This window comes from Martelella alba (assembly GCF_005217455.1).
Taxonomy (GTDB): Bacteria; Pseudomonadota; Gammaproteobacteria; order Enterobacterales; family Enterobacteriaceae; genus Acerihabitans.
Genome location: NZ_SZPQ01000010.1, coordinates 147175 through 163329, shown reverse-complemented (window position 1 = coordinate 163329; position 16155 = coordinate 147175). Strand labels below are relative to the sequence as shown.

Annotated in this window: 14 protein-coding genes; 12 read left to right on the top strand and 2 right to left on the bottom strand. The window is 57.1% G+C overall.

Annotated elements, in window-relative coordinates:
- The first annotated feature begins 18 nt into the window (after positions 1-18).
- From rseA to acpS, 10 genes are all read left to right on the top strand, one after another.
- Complete coding sequence (gene rseA, locus FCN80_RS09310) at positions 19-681, top strand: anti-sigma-E factor RseA (protein WP_136989887.1); 663 nt, start codon at positions 19-21, stop codon at positions 679-681.
- On the top strand, positions 681-1703 hold the full coding sequence (gene rseB / locus FCN80_RS09305) for a sigma-E factor regulatory protein RseB (RefSeq protein WP_136989886.1): 1023 nt from the start codon (positions 681-683) through the stop codon (positions 1701-1703). The genes rseA and rseB overlap by 1 nt, the downstream gene beginning before the upstream one ends.
- Positions 1700-2164, top strand: a complete 465-nt coding sequence (gene rseC, locus FCN80_RS09300; protein ID WP_136989885.1) for a SoxR-reducing system protein RseC — start codon at positions 1700-1702, stop codon at positions 2162-2164. The genes rseB and rseC overlap by 4 nt, the downstream gene beginning before the upstream one ends.
- Positions 2165-2444: 280 nt before the next feature.
- On the top strand, positions 2445-4244 hold the full coding sequence (gene lepA / locus FCN80_RS09295) for a translation elongation factor 4 (RefSeq protein WP_136989884.1): 1800 nt from the start codon (positions 2445-2447) through the stop codon (positions 4242-4244).
- Between the two features lie 15 nt (positions 4245-4259).
- Positions 4260-5219: a signal peptidase I gene (gene lepB, locus FCN80_RS09290; RefSeq protein WP_136989883.1), complete on the top strand. Its 960-nt coding sequence runs from the start codon at positions 4260-4262 to the stop codon at positions 5217-5219.
- Between the two features lie 222 nt (positions 5220-5441).
- Entirely contained in the window at positions 5442-6122 is a 681-nt protein-coding gene (gene rnc / locus FCN80_RS09285) for a ribonuclease III (RefSeq protein WP_136989882.1), read from the top strand.
- Positions 6119-7024: a GTPase Era gene (era, locus tag FCN80_RS09280; RefSeq protein ID WP_136989881.1), complete on the top strand. Its 906-nt coding sequence runs from the start codon at positions 6119-6121 to the stop codon at positions 7022-7024. The genes rnc and era overlap by 4 nt, the downstream gene beginning before the upstream one ends.
- Positions 7025-7032: 8 nt before the next feature.
- Positions 7033-7782, top strand: coding sequence for a DNA repair protein RecO (recO, locus tag FCN80_RS09275; protein WP_230492578.1), 750 nt, complete (start codon positions 7033-7035; stop codon positions 7780-7782).
- A gap of 74 nt (positions 7783-7856) precedes the next feature.
- Positions 7857-8588 (top strand): pyridoxine 5'-phosphate synthase, encoded by a 732-nt coding sequence (gene pdxJ, locus FCN80_RS09270; protein ID WP_136989880.1) that lies wholly within the window; start codon positions 7857-7859, stop codon positions 8586-8588.
- A complete protein-coding gene (gene acpS, locus FCN80_RS09265) occupies positions 8588-8968 on the top strand; it encodes a holo-ACP synthase (RefSeq protein ID WP_136989879.1) in 381 nt (126 codons plus the stop codon). The genes pdxJ and acpS overlap by 1 nt, the downstream gene beginning before the upstream one ends.
- 188 nt (positions 8969-9156) lie before the next feature.
- Here the strand turns inward: acpS and FCN80_RS09260 are convergent, their stop codons facing one another.
- Entirely contained in the window at positions 9157-9417 is a 261-nt protein-coding gene (locus FCN80_RS09260; RefSeq protein ID WP_136989878.1) for a YfhL family 4Fe-4S dicluster ferredoxin, read from the bottom strand.
- 543 nt (positions 9418-9960) lie between these two features.
- Between FCN80_RS09260 and FCN80_RS09255 the strand changes: the two genes are divergently transcribed.
- Entirely contained in the window at positions 9961-13995 is a 4035-nt protein-coding gene (locus tag FCN80_RS09255) for a glycosyltransferase family 32 protein (protein WP_170975354.1), read from the top strand.
- Positions 13996-14024: 29 nt separating this feature from the next.
- On the opposite strand, the gene FCN80_RS09250 is transcribed toward FCN80_RS09255, so the two are convergent.
- Positions 14025-14873 (bottom strand): MurR/RpiR family transcriptional regulator, encoded by an 849-nt coding sequence (locus FCN80_RS09250; RefSeq protein ID WP_136989876.1) that lies wholly within the window; start codon positions 14871-14873, stop codon positions 14025-14027.
- Between the two features lie 230 nt (positions 14874-15103).
- Between FCN80_RS09250 and murQ the strand changes: the two genes are divergently transcribed.
- The gene (murQ, locus tag FCN80_RS09245) at positions 15104-16009 is read left to right on the top strand and encodes an N-acetylmuramic acid 6-phosphate etherase (protein ID WP_136989875.1); all 906 of its coding nucleotides are present in this window, start codon (positions 15104-15106) and stop codon (positions 16007-16009) included.
- Positions 16010-16155 lie beyond the last annotated feature (146 nt).

Sequence of the window (16155 nt, the reverse complement as noted above, 5' to 3'; positions counted from 1 at the left end):
AGGAGAAGGTGCCCAGGCATGCGTAATGAAAAACTTTCCGCTCTTATGGATGGTGAGATTCTCGATAACGAGTTGATCAACAGCTTATCCAAAGATGACAAGTTGCAACAAAGCTGGCGAAACTACCACTTAATCCGCGATACCCTGCGTGGCGATATCGGCGAGACGCTCCACCTCGACATTGCCGACCGCGTCGCCGCGGCCATCGCCGACGAACCGGTCCGCCTGGTCCCCGATGCCGTCAAGGAATCCCAACCGCGGCCGGAAACCTGGCACAAGCTGCCGTTCTGGCGCCGGGCAAGCCCCTGGGTATCTCATGCCGGTCAAATGGGGCTGGCGGCCTGCGTCTCTCTGGCGGTGATTTTCGGCGTTCAATATTACAATCGTCCCATGGGCAACCCCGCCGACAGCCAACCGGAGTCGCCGGTGTTCAATACCTTGCCCATGATGGGGCAGGCCTCGCCGGTCAGCCTGGGCGTGCCGTCCGGCGGCATGGTGGCGGACGCCACCACCCAGCAACAATTGGTGCAGGAGCAGCGCAAGCGCATAAACGCCATCCTGCAGGATTATGAATTGCAGCGGCGGGTGCATTCCACGCAGATGCAGTTTGATCAGCATGAAACGCAGCAAGCCGCGGTTCAGGTTCCAGGCACCCAGTCATTAGGAATGCAACCGCAGTAATGAAGTCACTTTGGTGCGCTGCCTGTCTGCTGGCGGGCAGTCTGCTTTATGCAACGCAGTCGCCGGCCGAGACGCCGGCGCTCGCGACGACGAGCGCCGCGCCGTCGACCGATGCGCCGTCAACATCCATGCCGGCCACGGCGCCCAGCGTACTGTTGCAGCAAATGAGCCAGGCCAGCAACACCCTGGATTACGAATTCGCCTATGTCAGTGTCAGCAAGCAGGGCGTCGATTCATTGCGTTTTCGCCATGCGCTGATTGATAAACAACAGTTCGCGCAATTACTGCAAATGGACGGTCCCCGCCTGGAGATCCTCCAGCGCGGCAACGAAATCAGCTATTTTGAACCGGGTTTCGAACCCTTCACCCTTGCCGGCGATCACATCGTTGATTCCCTTCCTTCTATCGTCTACGCCGATTTCACGCGTCTGGCGCGGTACTACGATTTTATCTCCGTGGGGCGCGCACGCGTCTCCGATCGCTTGTGCGAAGCCATCCGCATCGTGCCGCGGGACGGCACCCGATTCAGTTACATCATCTGGGTGGATACTGAAACCAAGCTTCCGCTGCGGGCGGATCTGCTTGATCGCGACGGCGAGGCGCTGGAGCAATTCCGAGTGGTATCGTTTGTGGTGGATTCGCAAATCATGACCGCCATGAGGGGGTTGCAAAAAGTCAGCCTGCCGCCGCTCTTGGCCATGCCGAGTTCGGAAACCGCCCAGTTTGACTGGCGGGTCAATTGGCTTCCGGCGGGGGTGGATGAAGTTTCACGTAATCGCCGCACGCTGCCCGGCGTTAATGTGCCAATCGAAGTCCGATTGTATTCGGACGGATTGTTCGGTTTCGCCGTCGACGTCAACACCCCCACCGGCGAGAACAACGCAGAAAGGTATGTGCGATCCGGCCGGCGCACGGTCTATACCGATGTCCGCGATAATAAAGAGATAACCGTGGTTGGTGAGTTGCCGCCGGCGACCGCCAAACGGATTGCCGACAGTATCGTATTCAAGGCGCAGCCATGATAAAGGCGTGGACGACGGTGGTTTGCTGGCAGCGGGGTATCGCGCAATTGCGTTGCGATCAGCGCGCCGGTTGCCAGGGGTGCGGATCCAAGGATCTTTGCGGCGCCGGGGTCTTGGATAGGCAGGGTACCGACCGTCATATCCTTGTGCGCAGCAATCAGCCGCTGGTGCCCGGCCAGCGGGTGGAAGTCGGCATCTCCGAAGGCAGCCTGCTGCGTTCGGCCATGCTGGTTTACCTGCTGCCGCTTGTTGGGCTTCTTGGTTGCGCGGCGTTCGCGCAAGGACTGTTTCACACTGATCTCGCCGCGGCGTGCGGCGGCGCGGCCGGCGTCGGCGGCGGCATGTGGCTGGCCCGCGTTCTCGCGCGGCGTATCGCCGTCCGGCGGGAATATCAACCGGTGATAGTGCAAACCGCCTTGCCGCCGTCGTCTCTGTCGTTTGCATGGAAAGATAAAGACTGAATTTGTCCATTGCCGTCCGTCGCAGGACTTTTGGTTATCATTCCGGGCGAATCCAGGCGGTATCATCGCCATCTCAGGCGATCTTCTTCTCTCACGGGGCCATTTTCGACGGCCGGTCTCCTGTTAATACTGATGCGATGGCTAGGTTTTCCTCCTCCCGGCATGTAGAATGCTGCGATTATCGAGAAATACCGCCCGTGAGCGTGTTGGTATCGATTGCGGCGGCGCGTGCCCCTAGGCGAGTAAAAGTCCAGAACATCAAGGTAGAAAAAGCTTTATAATGAAACATATAAGAAACTTTTCAATCATCGCCCATATCGATCACGGCAAATCGACGCTCTCCGATCGGCTGATCCAGACCTGCGGCGGCCTGACCGAGCGTGAAATGGAAGCCCAGGTGCTGGATTCCATGGACCTGGAACGCGAGCGCGGCATCACCATCAAGGCCCAGAGCGTGACGCTGGATTATCAAGCCGACGACGGACTGACTTATCAGCTCAACTTCATCGACACGCCGGGGCATGTGGATTTTTCCTACGAGGTTTCCCGTTCTCTGGCGGCCTGCGAAGGCGCCTTGCTGGTGGTGGATGCGGGGCAGGGGGTTGAAGCGCAGACGCTGGCCAACTGCTATACCGCCATGGACATGAACCTGGAAGTGGTGCCGATTCTCAATAAGATCGATCTCCCGGCGGCCGAACCGGATCGCGTCGCGCAGGAAATCGAGGATATCGTCGGCATTGACGCCACCGATGCGGTGCGCTGCTCCGCCAAGACCGGGGAGGGCATCCACGATGTACTGGAACGGCTGGTGCGCGAAATACCCCCGCCGGACGGCGACCCTGAAGCGCCGTTGCAGGCGCTGATTATCGATTCGTGGTTCGATAACTACCTGGGGGTGGTTTCGCTGGTGCGCGTTAAGAACGGCACGCTGCGCAAGGGCGACAAGATCAAGGTCATGAGTACCGGGCAGACCTACAGTGCCGAACGACTGGGTATTTTCACCCCCAAGCGTATCGATCGCGATGTGCTCGAATGCGGCGAGGTGGGCTGGCTGGTGTGCGCCATCAAGGATATTCTGGGCGCGCCGGTGGGCGATACGCTGACGTTGGCGCGGCAGCCGGCGCAAAAAGCCCTGCCGGGATTCAAAAAAGTCAAGCCGCAGGTTTACGCCGGCATGTTCACGATCAGTTCCGATGATTATGAGGCTTTCCGGGACGCGTTGGGCAAATTAAGCCTCAACGACGCCTCGCTGTTTTATGAACCGGAAAGCTCGACGGCCCTGGGCTTTGGTTTCCGCTGCGGCTTCCTGGGGTTGCTGCATATGGAAATTGTCCAGGAGCGCCTCGAGCGGGAATACGCCCTGGAGCTTATCACCACGGCGCCGACGGTAATTTACGAAGTGGTGACCACTGATAACCAGACCCAATATGTCGATAGTCCGGCCAAATTGCCGCCGGTGAACAATATTCAGGAATTACGCGAACCGATCGCCGAATGCCATATGTTGTTGCCCCAGGAGTATCTGGGCAACGTTATCACTCTGTGCGTCGAGAAACGCGGTGTGCAGACCAACATGGTTTATCACGGCGCCCAGGTGGCGTTAACCTATGACATTCCCATGTCGGAAGTGGTGCTGGACTTTTTTGATCGGCTGAAGTCCACCTCGAAGGGCTATGCTTCCCTGGATTATGGCTTTAAGCGTTTCCAGGCCTCTGATATGGTGCGGGTGGATATTCTGGTCAACGGAGAACGGGTCGATGCCCTGGCATTAATAACCCACCGGGAAAATGCCCAGCGTCGCGGGCGGGAAATCGTGGAAAAAATGCAGGAACTGATCCCCCGCCAGCAATTCGATATCGCTATTCAAGCCGCCATCGGCAATCACATTATCGCCCGTTCCACCATCAAGCAATTGCGTAAGAACGTCCTGGCCAAGTGCTATGGCGGCGATGTCAGCCGTAAAAAGAAACTGCTGCAAAAGCAAAAGGAAGGCAAAAAGCGTATGAAACAGGTAGGTAACGTGGAGCTGCCGCAGGAAGCATTCCTGGCTATTCTGCATGTCGGCAAAGATAGTAAATAAGTCTGAGGAGTTAGCATGGCGAATATGTTTGCCTTGATCCTGGCGATAGCGACCCTGGTGACCGGCATTATCTGGTGCGTGGACCGATTCAAGCTGGCACCGGCGCGCCGGGCGAGGCAGGCGCAGGTGACCCTTGAGGGGGGCGGCGCCACAGGTCAGGCGACGGGGAAAAAACCGGCCCAAGCGGGCTGGATTGAAACCTGCGCGTCCATTTTCCCGGTGTTGCTGGTGGTTTTTGTGGTGCGTTCTTTTCTTTACGAACCGTTCCAGATTCCCTCGGGTTCCATGATGCCGACCTTATTGGTGGGGGATTTTATTCTGGTGGAGAAATTCGCCTACGGTATCAAGGATCCCATCACCCAGACTACGCTGATACCCACCGGCCATCCGAAACGCGGCGATGTGGTGGTGTTCAAATACCCGCTCGATCCGTCCCTGGATTACATTAAACGTGTTATCGGCTTGCCGGGGGATCGGGTCAGTTACGATCCGATGAGCAAAACGGTAACGGTGCATCCTGGTTGCGGCAACCAACCGATTTGTCCCACCGCGTTGCCGATTACCTATAGTGAAATGTCCCCCAGCGATTTCGTTCAGACGTTCACCGCCACCGGTAACGGCGAGGCCTCTTCCGGTTTTCTGGAATTGCCGCCGGATCAATCGGTGGATGACGGTATCCGTCTGGCGCAGCGCATCGAAACCCTGGGTAATGTCTCGTACCGTATTCTGACCGTGCCGGGGCAAGAAGATCAGTTGAATCTCTATTACCAGCAGCGCATGGAATGGGTGGTGCCCAAGGGCGAATATTTCATGATGGGCGATAACCGCGACGACAGCGCCGACAGCCGTTATTGGGGGTTCGTGCCGGAGAAAAATCTGGTGGGCAAAGCGGTCGCCATCTGGATGAGTTTTGAAAAACAGGAAGGCAAATGGCCGACCGGCGTTCGCCTGAGCCGGATAGGCGGGATTCATTAAGGGGAAATGCCGTCATCGCGCATGGGTCTCTTAGAGAACAAAACCTTTTTTTAGCGAAGCAATATCTCGTTACCCGTTGTAGAATATCTAACGGCAAGAAAAAAAGAAGGGCCTCCATTCCGGGGGCCACTGCAAACGAAACAGTTCTGCTCTGGCATTGCCCAGGCAGATTTGTTACGTCTGTTGTAGTATTTAGTCGCACGGTTGAATTATCGGTAACACATGAACCCCATCTTGATTAATCGGCTACAGAAGAAGCTGGGCTATACTTTTCAACAGCATGAACTTCTGCTACAGGCCCTGACACATCGAAGCGCCAGCAGTAAACATAATGAACGGCTGGAATTTCTTGGTGATTCCATATTGAGTTTCGTCATTGCCAATGCCCTGTATCTTCGTTTCCCCCGGGTTGACGAAGGTGACATGAGTCGCATGCGGGCAACCTTGGTCCGCGGCAATACCCTGGCCGAAATCGCGCGCGAGTTCGAATTGGGGGAATGCCTGCGGCTGGGGCCGGGAGAGTTGAAGAGCGGTGGATTCCGCCGTGAATCAATCCTGGCCGATACCGTGGAGGCATTGATCGGGGCTATTTTTCTTGATAGCGACATCCAGAATGTCGAGCGCCTGATTCTGAGTTGGTATCGTACCCGGCTGGAGGAAATCAGTCCCGGCGACAAGCAAAAGGATCCGAAGACACGTTTGCAGGAATACCTGCAAGGGCGCCATCTGCCGCTGCCCACCTACCTGGTGGTGCAAGTCCGCGGCGAGGCGCACGATCAGGAATTCACAATCCATTGCCATGTCAGCGGTTTGTCTGAACCGGTGGTGGGCAACGGATCCAGTCGACGCAAAGCCGAACAATCGGCCGCCGAGCAGGCGCTAAAAGAGCTGGAGCTTGAATGAGCGAAGAGAAAACCTATTGCGGGTTCGTGGCGATAGTCGGCCGGCCTAACGTCGGCAAATCCACGCTGCTTAACCAGTTTCTGGGGCAGAAAGTCTCTATTACCTCCCGTAAACCGCAAACCACCCGACACCGTATCATGGGCATCCATACCGAAGGGCCTTATCAGGCGGTTTATGTGGATACGCCCGGTTTACACATCGAAGAAAAACGGGCCATCAATCGCTTGATGAACCGCGCCGCCAGCAGTTCCATCGGCGATGTCGAGCTGGTGATCTTTGTGGTGGAGGGAACGCACTGGACCAACGATGACGAGATGGTGGTGAATAAACTGCGTGACGTCCGCTGTCCGGTGGTGCTGGCCATCAATAAAGTCGACAATGTGGTTGATAAAAGCCGCTTGCTGCCGCATATCAACGCCCTAAGCCAGAAGCTGAATTTTCTGGATGTCGTGCCGATTTGCGCCGAAAACGGCATGAATGTGGATACTCTCGCCACTATCGTGCGTAAATGTCTGCCCGAGGCCGAGCACCACTTTCCCGAGGATTATATCACCGACCGTTCCCAGCGTTTTATGGCGTCGGAAATTATCCGGGAAAAACTGATGCGTTACCTGGGCGAGGAATTGCCGTATTCCGTGACGGTGGAAATCGAACGGTTCGCCGCCAACGAGCGCGGCGGCTTTGATATCCATGGGTTGATCCTGGTAGAACGGGATGGCCAGAAAAAAATGGTCATCGGCAACAAAGGCGCCAAGATCAAAACCATCGGCATCGAAGCCCGTCATGATATGGAGCAAATGTTCGAGACCAAAGTCCACCTTGAGCTGTGGGTCAAGGTGAAGTCCGGTTGGGCCGATGACGAACGGGCGTTGCGCAGCCTGGGCTATATTGATGATCTCTGAGAGGCCTTATGATGGAGGGCTGGCAGCGCGCGTTTGTCTTGCATGGCAGGCCATATAGCGAAACCAGCCTGCTTCTGGATTTTTTCACGGAAAACAGCGGCCGGGTGCGGATCCTCGCCAAAGGGGCGCGATCCCGCCGCTCCGCCCTCAAAGGCGTTTTGCAACCCTTTACGCCCCTGCTTATCCGCTGGAGCGGAAGAGGCGAAGTCAAAACCCTGCGTAACGCCGAACCGGTCTCGCTCGGTTTGCCGTTAAGCGGCGTGATGCTGTACAGCGGTTTATACGCCAATGAACTGCTTTCACGCGTGCTGGCTCACGAAACCGATGATTCCTCCTTGTTTTTTGATTATCTCCACTGCCTGCAAATGCTGGCGGCGGGCAATGATTCGCCGGAGCCGGCCTTGCGGCGTTTCGAACTGGCGTTGCTCCGACACCTGGGTTATGGCGTGGATTTTTTACATTGCGCCGCTACCGGCCTCCCGGTGGATGACGACATGACTTACCGGTTTCGGGAAGAGAAAGGTTTTATCGCCAGCGTGGTTATCGATCATTACAGTTTTACCGGCCGTGAATTGCAGGCGCTGGCCCGCGGCGAGTTTCCCGACGCCGATACCTTGCGCGCCGCCAAACGTTTTACCCGTATGGCGCTTAAACCCTACCTGGGCGGTAAGCCGCTAAAAAGTCGCGAGCTTTTCAGCCGGTTTGTGATTAAGAAAATCCCCGGCAAGCCGTTGCCCGAGGACGGCTCAGCCGGGTAAACTGGCCGAAATCCGGGTTATCGCGCGGTGGTTTGGCCGTCGCCCGTTATCTTTTGCCTATCACGAGGTACGTTATGTCTGGTTTGCTATTAGGCGTGAACATCGATCACATCGCCACGCTGCGCAACGCGCGCGGGACGGTTTACCCCGATCCGGTGCAGGCGGCTTTTATCGCCGAACAGGCGGGCGCGGACGGCATTACCGTGCATCTGCGCGAGGATCGCCGCCATATTACCGATCGGGATGTCCGCCTGCTGCGTCAGACCATCCAGACACGCATGAATCTGGAAATGGCGGTCACCGACGCGATGATCGCCACAGCCTGTGAATTGCGGCCGCATTTTTGTTGTCTGGTTCCGGAAAACCGCCGGGAAGTGACCACCGAGGGCGGTTTGGATGTCGCGGGACAGCAGGATAAGATGCGCGACGCCGTGACGCGTCTGTCTGACGCCGGGATCCAGGTTTCCCTGTTTATTGACCCGGATGAGGCCCAAATAGCCGCCGCCGCCGCCGTGGGCGCCCCCTATATCGAAATTCACACCGGGGCTTATGCCGACGCTGGCAATGAAACGGCCCGGCAGGCGGAATTCGACCGCATACGGCAAGGGGCGTTACTGGCGGAGCGGCACGGCTTAAGCGTTAATGCCGGCCACGGCTTGACCTACCATAATGTTCAGGCTATTGCGGCACTGCCGCAGATGCATGAACTCAATATCGGCCACGCCATCATTGGTCGCGCGGTAATGAGCGGTTTAGCCGAAGCGGTGGCCGAAATGAAGCGGCTGATGCTAGAGGCGCGCCGCTGATGCCGATCCTGGGTATCGGTACCGATATCGTGGAAATCGAACGTATAGCGTCGGTGGTTTCCCGCGCCGGCGATCGCTTCGCCCGCCGTATCCTCAGCGAGGCGGAATGGGGCCAATATCTGGCCCAACAACAACCCATCCGGTTTCTGGCCAAGCGTTTCGCGGTGAAAGAAGCGGCCTCAAAAGCTTTGGGTACCGGAATCCGCGACGGACTGGCGTTCGCGCAATTTGAAGTGGTCAACGACGCGCTGGGCAAACCCGGTCTACGGTTGTATCGGCGCGCCGCCGAACTGGCGGCCGAACTGGGTGTCGCCCATATCCATGTGACCCTGGCCGACGAACGCCATTATGCCTGTGCGACAGTTATCATTGAACGCTGAAATCCCTGCCGCCGTCCCGGCGCGAAAGTCATCATCCCATGGGTTAAGCCATGCCGCCGTCCCGCAGCCGTCATGGACCGACGGCAAGAACTTCCTCACGCATTCCAGCTTGTTTCTCTTCATAGGTTATTGATAAACTGGCAAAATCGTTCTGTGGGGCCGGCTCGGCATAACCGGCGCCGCACGGGTTACAGTTTGTCGCTGTGATGCATAATGACAAATTTTTCCCACAGTTGATCTTGGGTTTCGTGGTGGGCCGGGTCGGCGATGATGGTGTTATCGATAGGGCACACTTTCTGGCAGGTCGGCGTATCGTAATGGCCGACGCATTCGGTGCAGCGGGACGGGTCGATCTGATACACGTCCGGACCCAGGCTTATCGCCTGATTTGGGCATTCCGGTTCGCACATATCGCAATTAATGCATTTTTGGGTAATTACTAGAGCCATCGCTGATTCTCAGGCCATTTACACTCGTCATTCTTCCAGTTGCCTCTTTGTTGGCCGCGATGCAACTCGAATTATTTAAAGTAAATACAGTGAATGGGGCATTGCGCCTCGCACCATACCACAAAGCCCGTCAAAGACCAATCGCGCTCCGCCATCGCAGTAGTGCGCCGTTTGTAGCGCGATAATGCCGGGTCCCCACGGGGGGAGGTGCGGCAAGCCCTTATCCATCCAACATCCACGCAAATCTTACTCAAACGTTTATTACTTTCTTGCGGAGTCATGATGAAATCAGATGCAACTGCAATTTATCGGCGGAATATAGGGCGACATTATAATAGAACGCACAGTTACCGGTCCGACCGGCAAGCGGTTAAAACCCTGGCCGCCATGGCCGATTGCCCTGGAGATTCATTTGCCCGTTGTCGCGCGCACCTTATTTTGCAGTTAGTGGTCATGGCGACCAACTCGACACAATCCTGTTGGCTTCCCCACCGTCCATCGTCCGACGGCGCCTCGGGCGAGAGGGCCGGAAATGACGGTTGTTTGCCTTTATCCGCTAAGGCCCGCCCTATCGCTTCGGCCTTCTCCGGCGGCCCGAATACCCCAGGGCGCCATGATGGCGACGTTCGCGGCCATGTGCGTCCAGCGCAGGGGAGTGTGGTTGACGGGAAACCCCGCCGGCCAAAACCGCCGACCGGCGCGCCTCCCCAAGTGGCAAGGTCGGTTAAGGTCGTCAACCGGCGCCACGAGGCCGGCGCGTTTGACTTATCGCCGGGCGGCGGCGGGCTGCTGCGCATGGGCGCGTCGCTTAGCCAATTTATCGCCAGGCTGGGCGGCCGTCTGGATAAACTCACCACATTCCCGACAGTTGCGGCGACACAATTCCCCGATGTGTCGGCCGAAGAGAAGGAAAGGATTATTGATATCGGCGGGGCGGAATTTCACTCCCAGGCCCGCGCTATCGCAATAAGGCACGACCAGAATGTCGCCATGGCGGAATTTCTGCGGCAATACCTGAACGCGCCGGCCGCCAATGTTTCCTCCGCCCGGCTGGTTGACGCCGCATTTCGCTACCTGAATGCGTGGGATAACAATCCCGCCGAGCCGGCCAGAGTATTACTCGATGCCATGGCTTATTATGCCGGTGACGATAAAACGCCTATACCGCCGGCCTTGGCTTGGGACGTTCTCAGGCGTTGGCTGCATGTGAATGTGCTGGGGGAGACCTTCCTGGATTATTTTATCGGCGAGACGGCCGGCTTGTTGGACCGACGGACGACAACATGGGCGCAAATGGGCGAATGGCTGCACAATACCACGACGGATTACGTTCGACGGCATTTTGCCGCCCATGCGCCGGCGGATAACGCGTTGCTGGCAGAACGGCTTTGGCGAGTGCTTATTTTGCAGGAACTGCCGATTCTAAACGGCTGGCGCGAGAACGGCGGTCTCACCGACGAGCCGGATGATTTCACCCTGGGCGACGCCCAGGCCGGCTGGCTTTTCGCCCGCTACAACGGTCTGGATGAGCAAACGCTTTCCCGGACGGAAGCGGCCGAATTGGGCAACCTGATTTATCTGCAAATCGAGGCTGGTGAAGCGCCGCCGCAGTGGATGCTGTTTTTTCAGATCCCCGCCGTGATGTGGTTTTCCCGGCAATCCGACGGCTGGCATATTCCGGCCCCGGCCGCTCGGCGGGATATCGTCGCGCTGTTGCGGCGGTATTTTCTGGCCAAAGGGCGGTACCTGGAAGAGAGCAATCCTTTCAATGCGTTATCCGCAGCCATCAAAGGCTACCGGACCCGGCCGCAATTGGCGGAGGCGATCATTAACGCCACATGCCCGTCCCTGTCTGTCGGACAATATTTACTGGATATCACCGCCTTTTGCCGCGATATGGCGCCGCATATTATGCCGGAGTATCCCTCATCATTTGGCTTGGGCGGCGCGGAAGGGGACAACAACGGCGACGGCGGATTTTTTTTGTTTAATTTACGTTGGCAAAAGCAGGAATATCCCTTACCGAACATCGACGCGCTTTTCAGCGCGCAAAACGACGCCATCGGTAAAAAATACGCCATTGTGGATCGTCTCTTGCTGGTTTCCGCGTTAAACGGCATTTTTAGTCTGGACGACAATTATTGGAACACCCGTCAGGTAGACAGCATCCTTGTTGAGCCGGTGCGAAACCAACCCAGATTCGGCTTAAAATATTGCTCAAAATTATTTCATAAAGGCAGTATCAGCCGTTATTTCTTTGACGAGCGGCAGCACACGTTGATATCGGCGCCCAATGTCGAATTATTCACCATACATTGGCAGGATACCGTGAGTTTGTATGCGCTGACGATGGATGATATCGGCTATGCCGTTAAGGCTATCGCCGAGTTGGATAGCGCCCGGTTGCGCCATTCGGCGCAGCAGCCGTATTCCCACTGCCTTCGGACCGGCAAAGTGCTGAAAGAACGGCGGCAAACGGCGCCGGACTTTGTCGATACCCTGGCGGCCGCCCATACCCAGGTTTTTGTCGAGGGTCTGCGCGCGCAAGGCTACCATAAACATGTCCTGCATGCGGCCAGGGACTTTTTACTGTCCTTGCTGCCTTTTTATAGCTGTGTCGATGGCGTGAAGACCGATCCGCTCGGCGAGACGCTCTTCGATTGCGGGATGGATATTGTATCACTGCTGCCGGTGCTCGGACCCTTAAGCAAAATGACCGGTCAAACCGGCACGGTGTTTATCCGGGGATTGCAAAAGACCGGGCGGGAAGCGCTGATGATGATGGCCGCCAGGAAATCGTTGGGAAATATTGCGGCAACGTCGGTAAAAAATATTGCCGCCCATTCGCTTATGCCGGCATCGCGGAGCCTGACGCTGGAACAAACGATGGCGTTGGCCGGGGAAATCGTCAGGTTTATCGATCCGGGATTCGAACTGCTCGGTTTCGCGGGAAAAAACGCCATTCAGCGCATCATCTCCCTGAACGACGCCATGGGCACCGGCCTGCCCGGTATCGGCGCAATGTTACGGCGCTTGCGGCATGTTTCATCGTCTTTTCCGTCAACTCCGCGCTCCTGGGCCTTTTTAGCCCGATATGCCGGCGGCGATAAGCGCGTCGGCATCGTCAGAATTCCCGGCCAGCGCCATCGGGGCCGGGAAATCTTTGCCATAAAGAATCTTGATAGCGGCATGGTTTTCGGTCCTAAGTTGTATTTGTCCAAAACCGGTAAGCTGAAAATGATCCCGCTGGCATTTCGCCAGCGGTTGAAAAATCTCCGTCAGCAAGGTTTGGGCGGCCGGGGAGCGCCTCGGGCCGCCGCCCGTTGGAATGCCGGCGCGGGTGGTCAAGGGGAACGGGCAGGTACCTCCCGCGTCGCTGAAAGCGTTATTACCCACCGGGCGGCGCAAGGCGATACAGGTTATGGTTTGTCGGTGGACAAAAACGTGATCACCGGCGATTTGGACGGGCAAACGGTGTCGCTGATTTTTGACCTCTCCCATAACGTTTATTATCCGCGCATCGGTAAGACCATGATTCATTTTATGATAGATGAGCCCTACCATAATCCCCTGATTCTCAATAGCGCCGGCCTGTTGGAAAAATGGCGGCAACCCAACCTGATTCCCGCGTCTCTTGCGGCGCAGGCCGAGGGGATTCGCCTTCTGGGTATCGAGCTGGACTGGGCGCGGTCGCCGCTATCGATCGATGAGGAAAAAAAGCGTGATATACCCAGGAAAATCACCTCGATTTGGCTGGGGGACAAAGATATTCCCGAAGAGATTCTGCGCAGTCTGCAAAACAATGCCGTGCGCGCCAGGGAAGGAAATAAGCCTTATCGGTTCAAGCTGTATCTTTCCAGCCAGAGCCAGAAAGCGTTTGAACGGAACTTGGAGGCCTTGATCACCAAGGCCAAAGATGTGGTGGTGCGCAACTTGGAGCATAGCGATTATTTTATCGCTTTTCGCAAAACGAAATATTATGAGCAGTACCTATCGGCCATCAGAGGCAATAAGGGCGTCGCGACCAATTTCGCTTCCGCCTGCGATATTTTGCGCATCGACCTGGTCAATCGCCGGGGAGGATTGTATCTCGATGCGGACGACATGCTTATCAGTCCGCCGGCCGCCACTGAACTTAAAACCACGTCCGAAGGCCTGGTGCTGAGCACGCCGGTTTTCCATTCCGTTATGCGCGTTAGCGGCAAATACCCGAATAGCAACTGGGGAACGCACGCCGGCAATCCGACGCTTTGGAAGATGATGGAAGAAAGCTATCAGCGCTATTCGCAAAACAAGGATATCTATCTTTACCGTCCGCCGGAAAGCGACATGGAGGCTTTCAGCCGTTATGCCGCCAGGGTTTCCTATGTTGGCGGCCCGGATCTGCTTAATTTCATCATCGACCGTTTCCTGCCTTGTGAGAAACAGACCAGGGAGGCCCTTAAACTCTACCATTTGCCGATTGTGATGGAGCGGGAAACCTATCATCGGCTACTGAGTTTTATCGACCGCGGCGTCTGCGCGTTAAAAGAGGTGGTCGATATCGGCAACGCCCACAGTTGGCGCTTTACCCGATAAAACAGCACGCTTGGTGAAGGCATGCCTTGCTACACCAGCTTTCTCACCAGTTCTTCGCTATGGCGGATTCGTTCCGGCGCGTGTTCCAAGTCGCGCTGCACCAGGGCCACAAACAGTAGGTCGGTCAAAGAAAGCTGGGCAACAGTGGAAGACATGGCGCCGCTATATTGGGCTTTTTCGCCGGCCACGGTATACAAGGCGATGTCGGCGGACTGTTGCAGGGGATTGGGCGAGAAATGGGTGGCGGTCACCACGCGGCCGCCGACCCGGTGCGCCTCCTGTGCCGCCAGGTTGATCTCGCGGCGGGCGCCGCTATAGGAAATCGCCATCAGCACATCTCCGGCGCTAAAGGCTTGTACGGTGGCCAGCAGGACATGCATATCGGTCTCGGCCACCGCCGCATAGCCGATTTTCATTAACTTGCGGGAAAAGTCCCTGGCCGCCAGGCCCGAGGCGCCGACGCCCGCCACGACCACCCGGCCGGCGTTTTTAAACATATCGGCCGCCTGTCTGAGCGTATCCTCGCTATTGATATCCAGGGTCGCCCGCAATGCGGCCTGTTTTTCGAGCAACAACTTTTCACCCACGGTTTTCAGCGGGTCATCGCTGAGGATCTGGTTGTGTACCGGTATGGACTCTATGACAAGACCGGCGGCCAGCGCTTCGCTCAAAGCCATCCGTAAGGCGGTAAAGCCGCGGTAGCCCAACTTCTGCGCGAATTTCACCACGCTGGACTGGCTGATGCCCGCCTCGGTGGCAAGTTGCTGTGAGCCCATATGCCGGGCCGCCTCGGTATGGGTTAACAGGTAATCCGCCAGTTTTCGATGATTTGCCGACAAGGCGGGGTATAACTGGCGAATTCGTAACAGACTGCTCATTTGTGTATTCCCATCGGTATCCATGGCCTTCCGTGTTGCCGCTTTATCGGCATCTTTTGTCCATCCGGCCGCCGGATGGCGGGCTGACGAGGCAGGACTCGATGGCCGCTTTACCGCAACGCCTACACGCTTGGCACTACGCCGACGCCAAAGAAAATCCCCTCGCTTGCCTGAATCAAATATTCAATAATAGTTTTTATTATCTGAATAAAAAATTCAATGGTGATGTCATGGACTTAGGCGAACTGGTTTCGGAAACGCGTAATCCCGCCTCTATGGCGTTGGATGAGCTATCGACGCTGGAAATGATGCGATTGTTCAATAGGGAGGATTGCAAAGTGCCTGAGGCGGTCGGTCGGGAGTTGCCCGCCATCGCCGCCGCGGTGGATAAAGCCGCATCAGCGCTGCGGGCCGGCGGCCGGCTAATCTATCTGGGGGCGGGCACCAGCGGGCGGCTGGGCGTGCTTGATGCCGCGGAATGTCCGCCGACTTTCGGCGTATCGTCGGAACGGGTCATCGGATTGATCGCCGGGGGGCCGGGCGCCCTGCTCAGGGCGGTCGAAGGCGCGGAGGACAGCCCGACCCTGGCCGAGACGGAGCTAAGGGCGCTCGGCGTGACGGCGGCGGATATGGTGATAGGCCTGGCAGCCTCGGGACGCACGCCTTATGTTATCGGCGGCCTGCGTTACGCCCGCCGGACGGGATGCGCCACCGCGGCAATCTCCTGCAATCCCGGCTCGCCCATTGCCCGCGAGGCGGATATCGCCATTTCACCGGTCGTCGGGCCGGAGGCGCTCACCGGTTCCACCCGGATGAAATCCGGCACCGCGCAAAAACTGATCCTGAACATGATCTCTACCGGGGCGATGGTGAAATTGGGCAAGGTGTATCAAAACTTGATGGTGGATGTGAAGGCCACCAACCTGAAACTCATTAATCGGGCCTGCCGTATCGTCGTGGACGCCACCGGCGTTGAATTCGCCGCGGCGCAAGCCGCCCTGGAGCAAACGGAATATGAGGTCAAGCCGGCTATTCTTATGCTCCTTTCCGGTTTGGACGCGCCCTCGGCCAGAGGGTTGCTGACGCGCCATCAAGGTTTTCTGCGCCGCGCGCTGGATGAAGCGGTGCGGGGATAAGGCATTTTCGCCGACAGGGAGAAGCACTTTTTTTAAGCCGCGCGCCTTAGGCTACAGTTAACATGCGCCGCCTGTCGATCCCGACGGCAGGGACGCGCCGCGACCGGAAGAACGGCCGTTCAGGCAACCCGCATAATTTCCGGCCG

What these genes read in the sequence shown, in the direction of transcription:
- FCN80_RS09260 (WP_136989878.1), bottom strand. Translation starts at nt 9,417, where the DNA reads ATGGCTCTAGTAATTACCCAAAAATGCATTAATTGCGATATGTGCGAA.
- lepA (WP_136989884.1), top strand. Translation starts at nt 2,445, where the DNA reads ATGAAACATATAAGAAACTTTTCAATCATCGCCCATATCGATCACGGC.
- rseC (WP_136989885.1), top strand. Translation starts at nt 1,700, where the DNA reads ATGATAAAGGCGTGGACGACGGTGGTTTGCTGGCAGCGGGGTATCGCG.
- recO (WP_230492578.1), top strand. Translation starts at nt 7,033, where the DNA reads ATGATGGAGGGCTGGCAGCGCGCGTTTGTCTTGCATGGCAGGCCATAT.
- rseA (WP_136989887.1), top strand. Translation starts at nt 19, where the DNA reads ATGCGTAATGAAAAACTTTCCGCTCTTATGGATGGTGAGATTCTCGAT.
- rseB (WP_136989886.1), top strand. Translation starts at nt 681, where the DNA reads ATGAAGTCACTTTGGTGCGCTGCCTGTCTGCTGGCGGGCAGTCTGCTT.
- pdxJ (WP_136989880.1), top strand. Translation starts at nt 7,857, where the DNA reads ATGTCTGGTTTGCTATTAGGCGTGAACATCGATCACATCGCCACGCTG.
- acpS (WP_136989879.1), top strand. Translation starts at nt 8,588, where the DNA reads ATGCCGATCCTGGGTATCGGTACCGATATCGTGGAAATCGAACGTATA.
- murQ (WP_136989875.1), top strand. Translation starts at nt 15,104, where the DNA reads ATGGACTTAGGCGAACTGGTTTCGGAAACGCGTAATCCCGCCTCTATG.
- lepB (WP_136989883.1), top strand. Translation starts at nt 4,260, where the DNA reads ATGGCGAATATGTTTGCCTTGATCCTGGCGATAGCGACCCTGGTGACC.
- rnc (WP_136989882.1), top strand. Translation starts at nt 5,442, where the DNA reads ATGAACCCCATCTTGATTAATCGGCTACAGAAGAAGCTGGGCTATACT.
- era (WP_136989881.1), top strand. Translation starts at nt 6,119, where the DNA reads ATGAGCGAAGAGAAAACCTATTGCGGGTTCGTGGCGATAGTCGGCCGG.
- FCN80_RS09250 (WP_136989876.1), bottom strand. Translation starts at nt 14,873, where the DNA reads ATGAGCAGTCTGTTACGAATTCGCCAGTTATACCCCGCCTTGTCGGCA.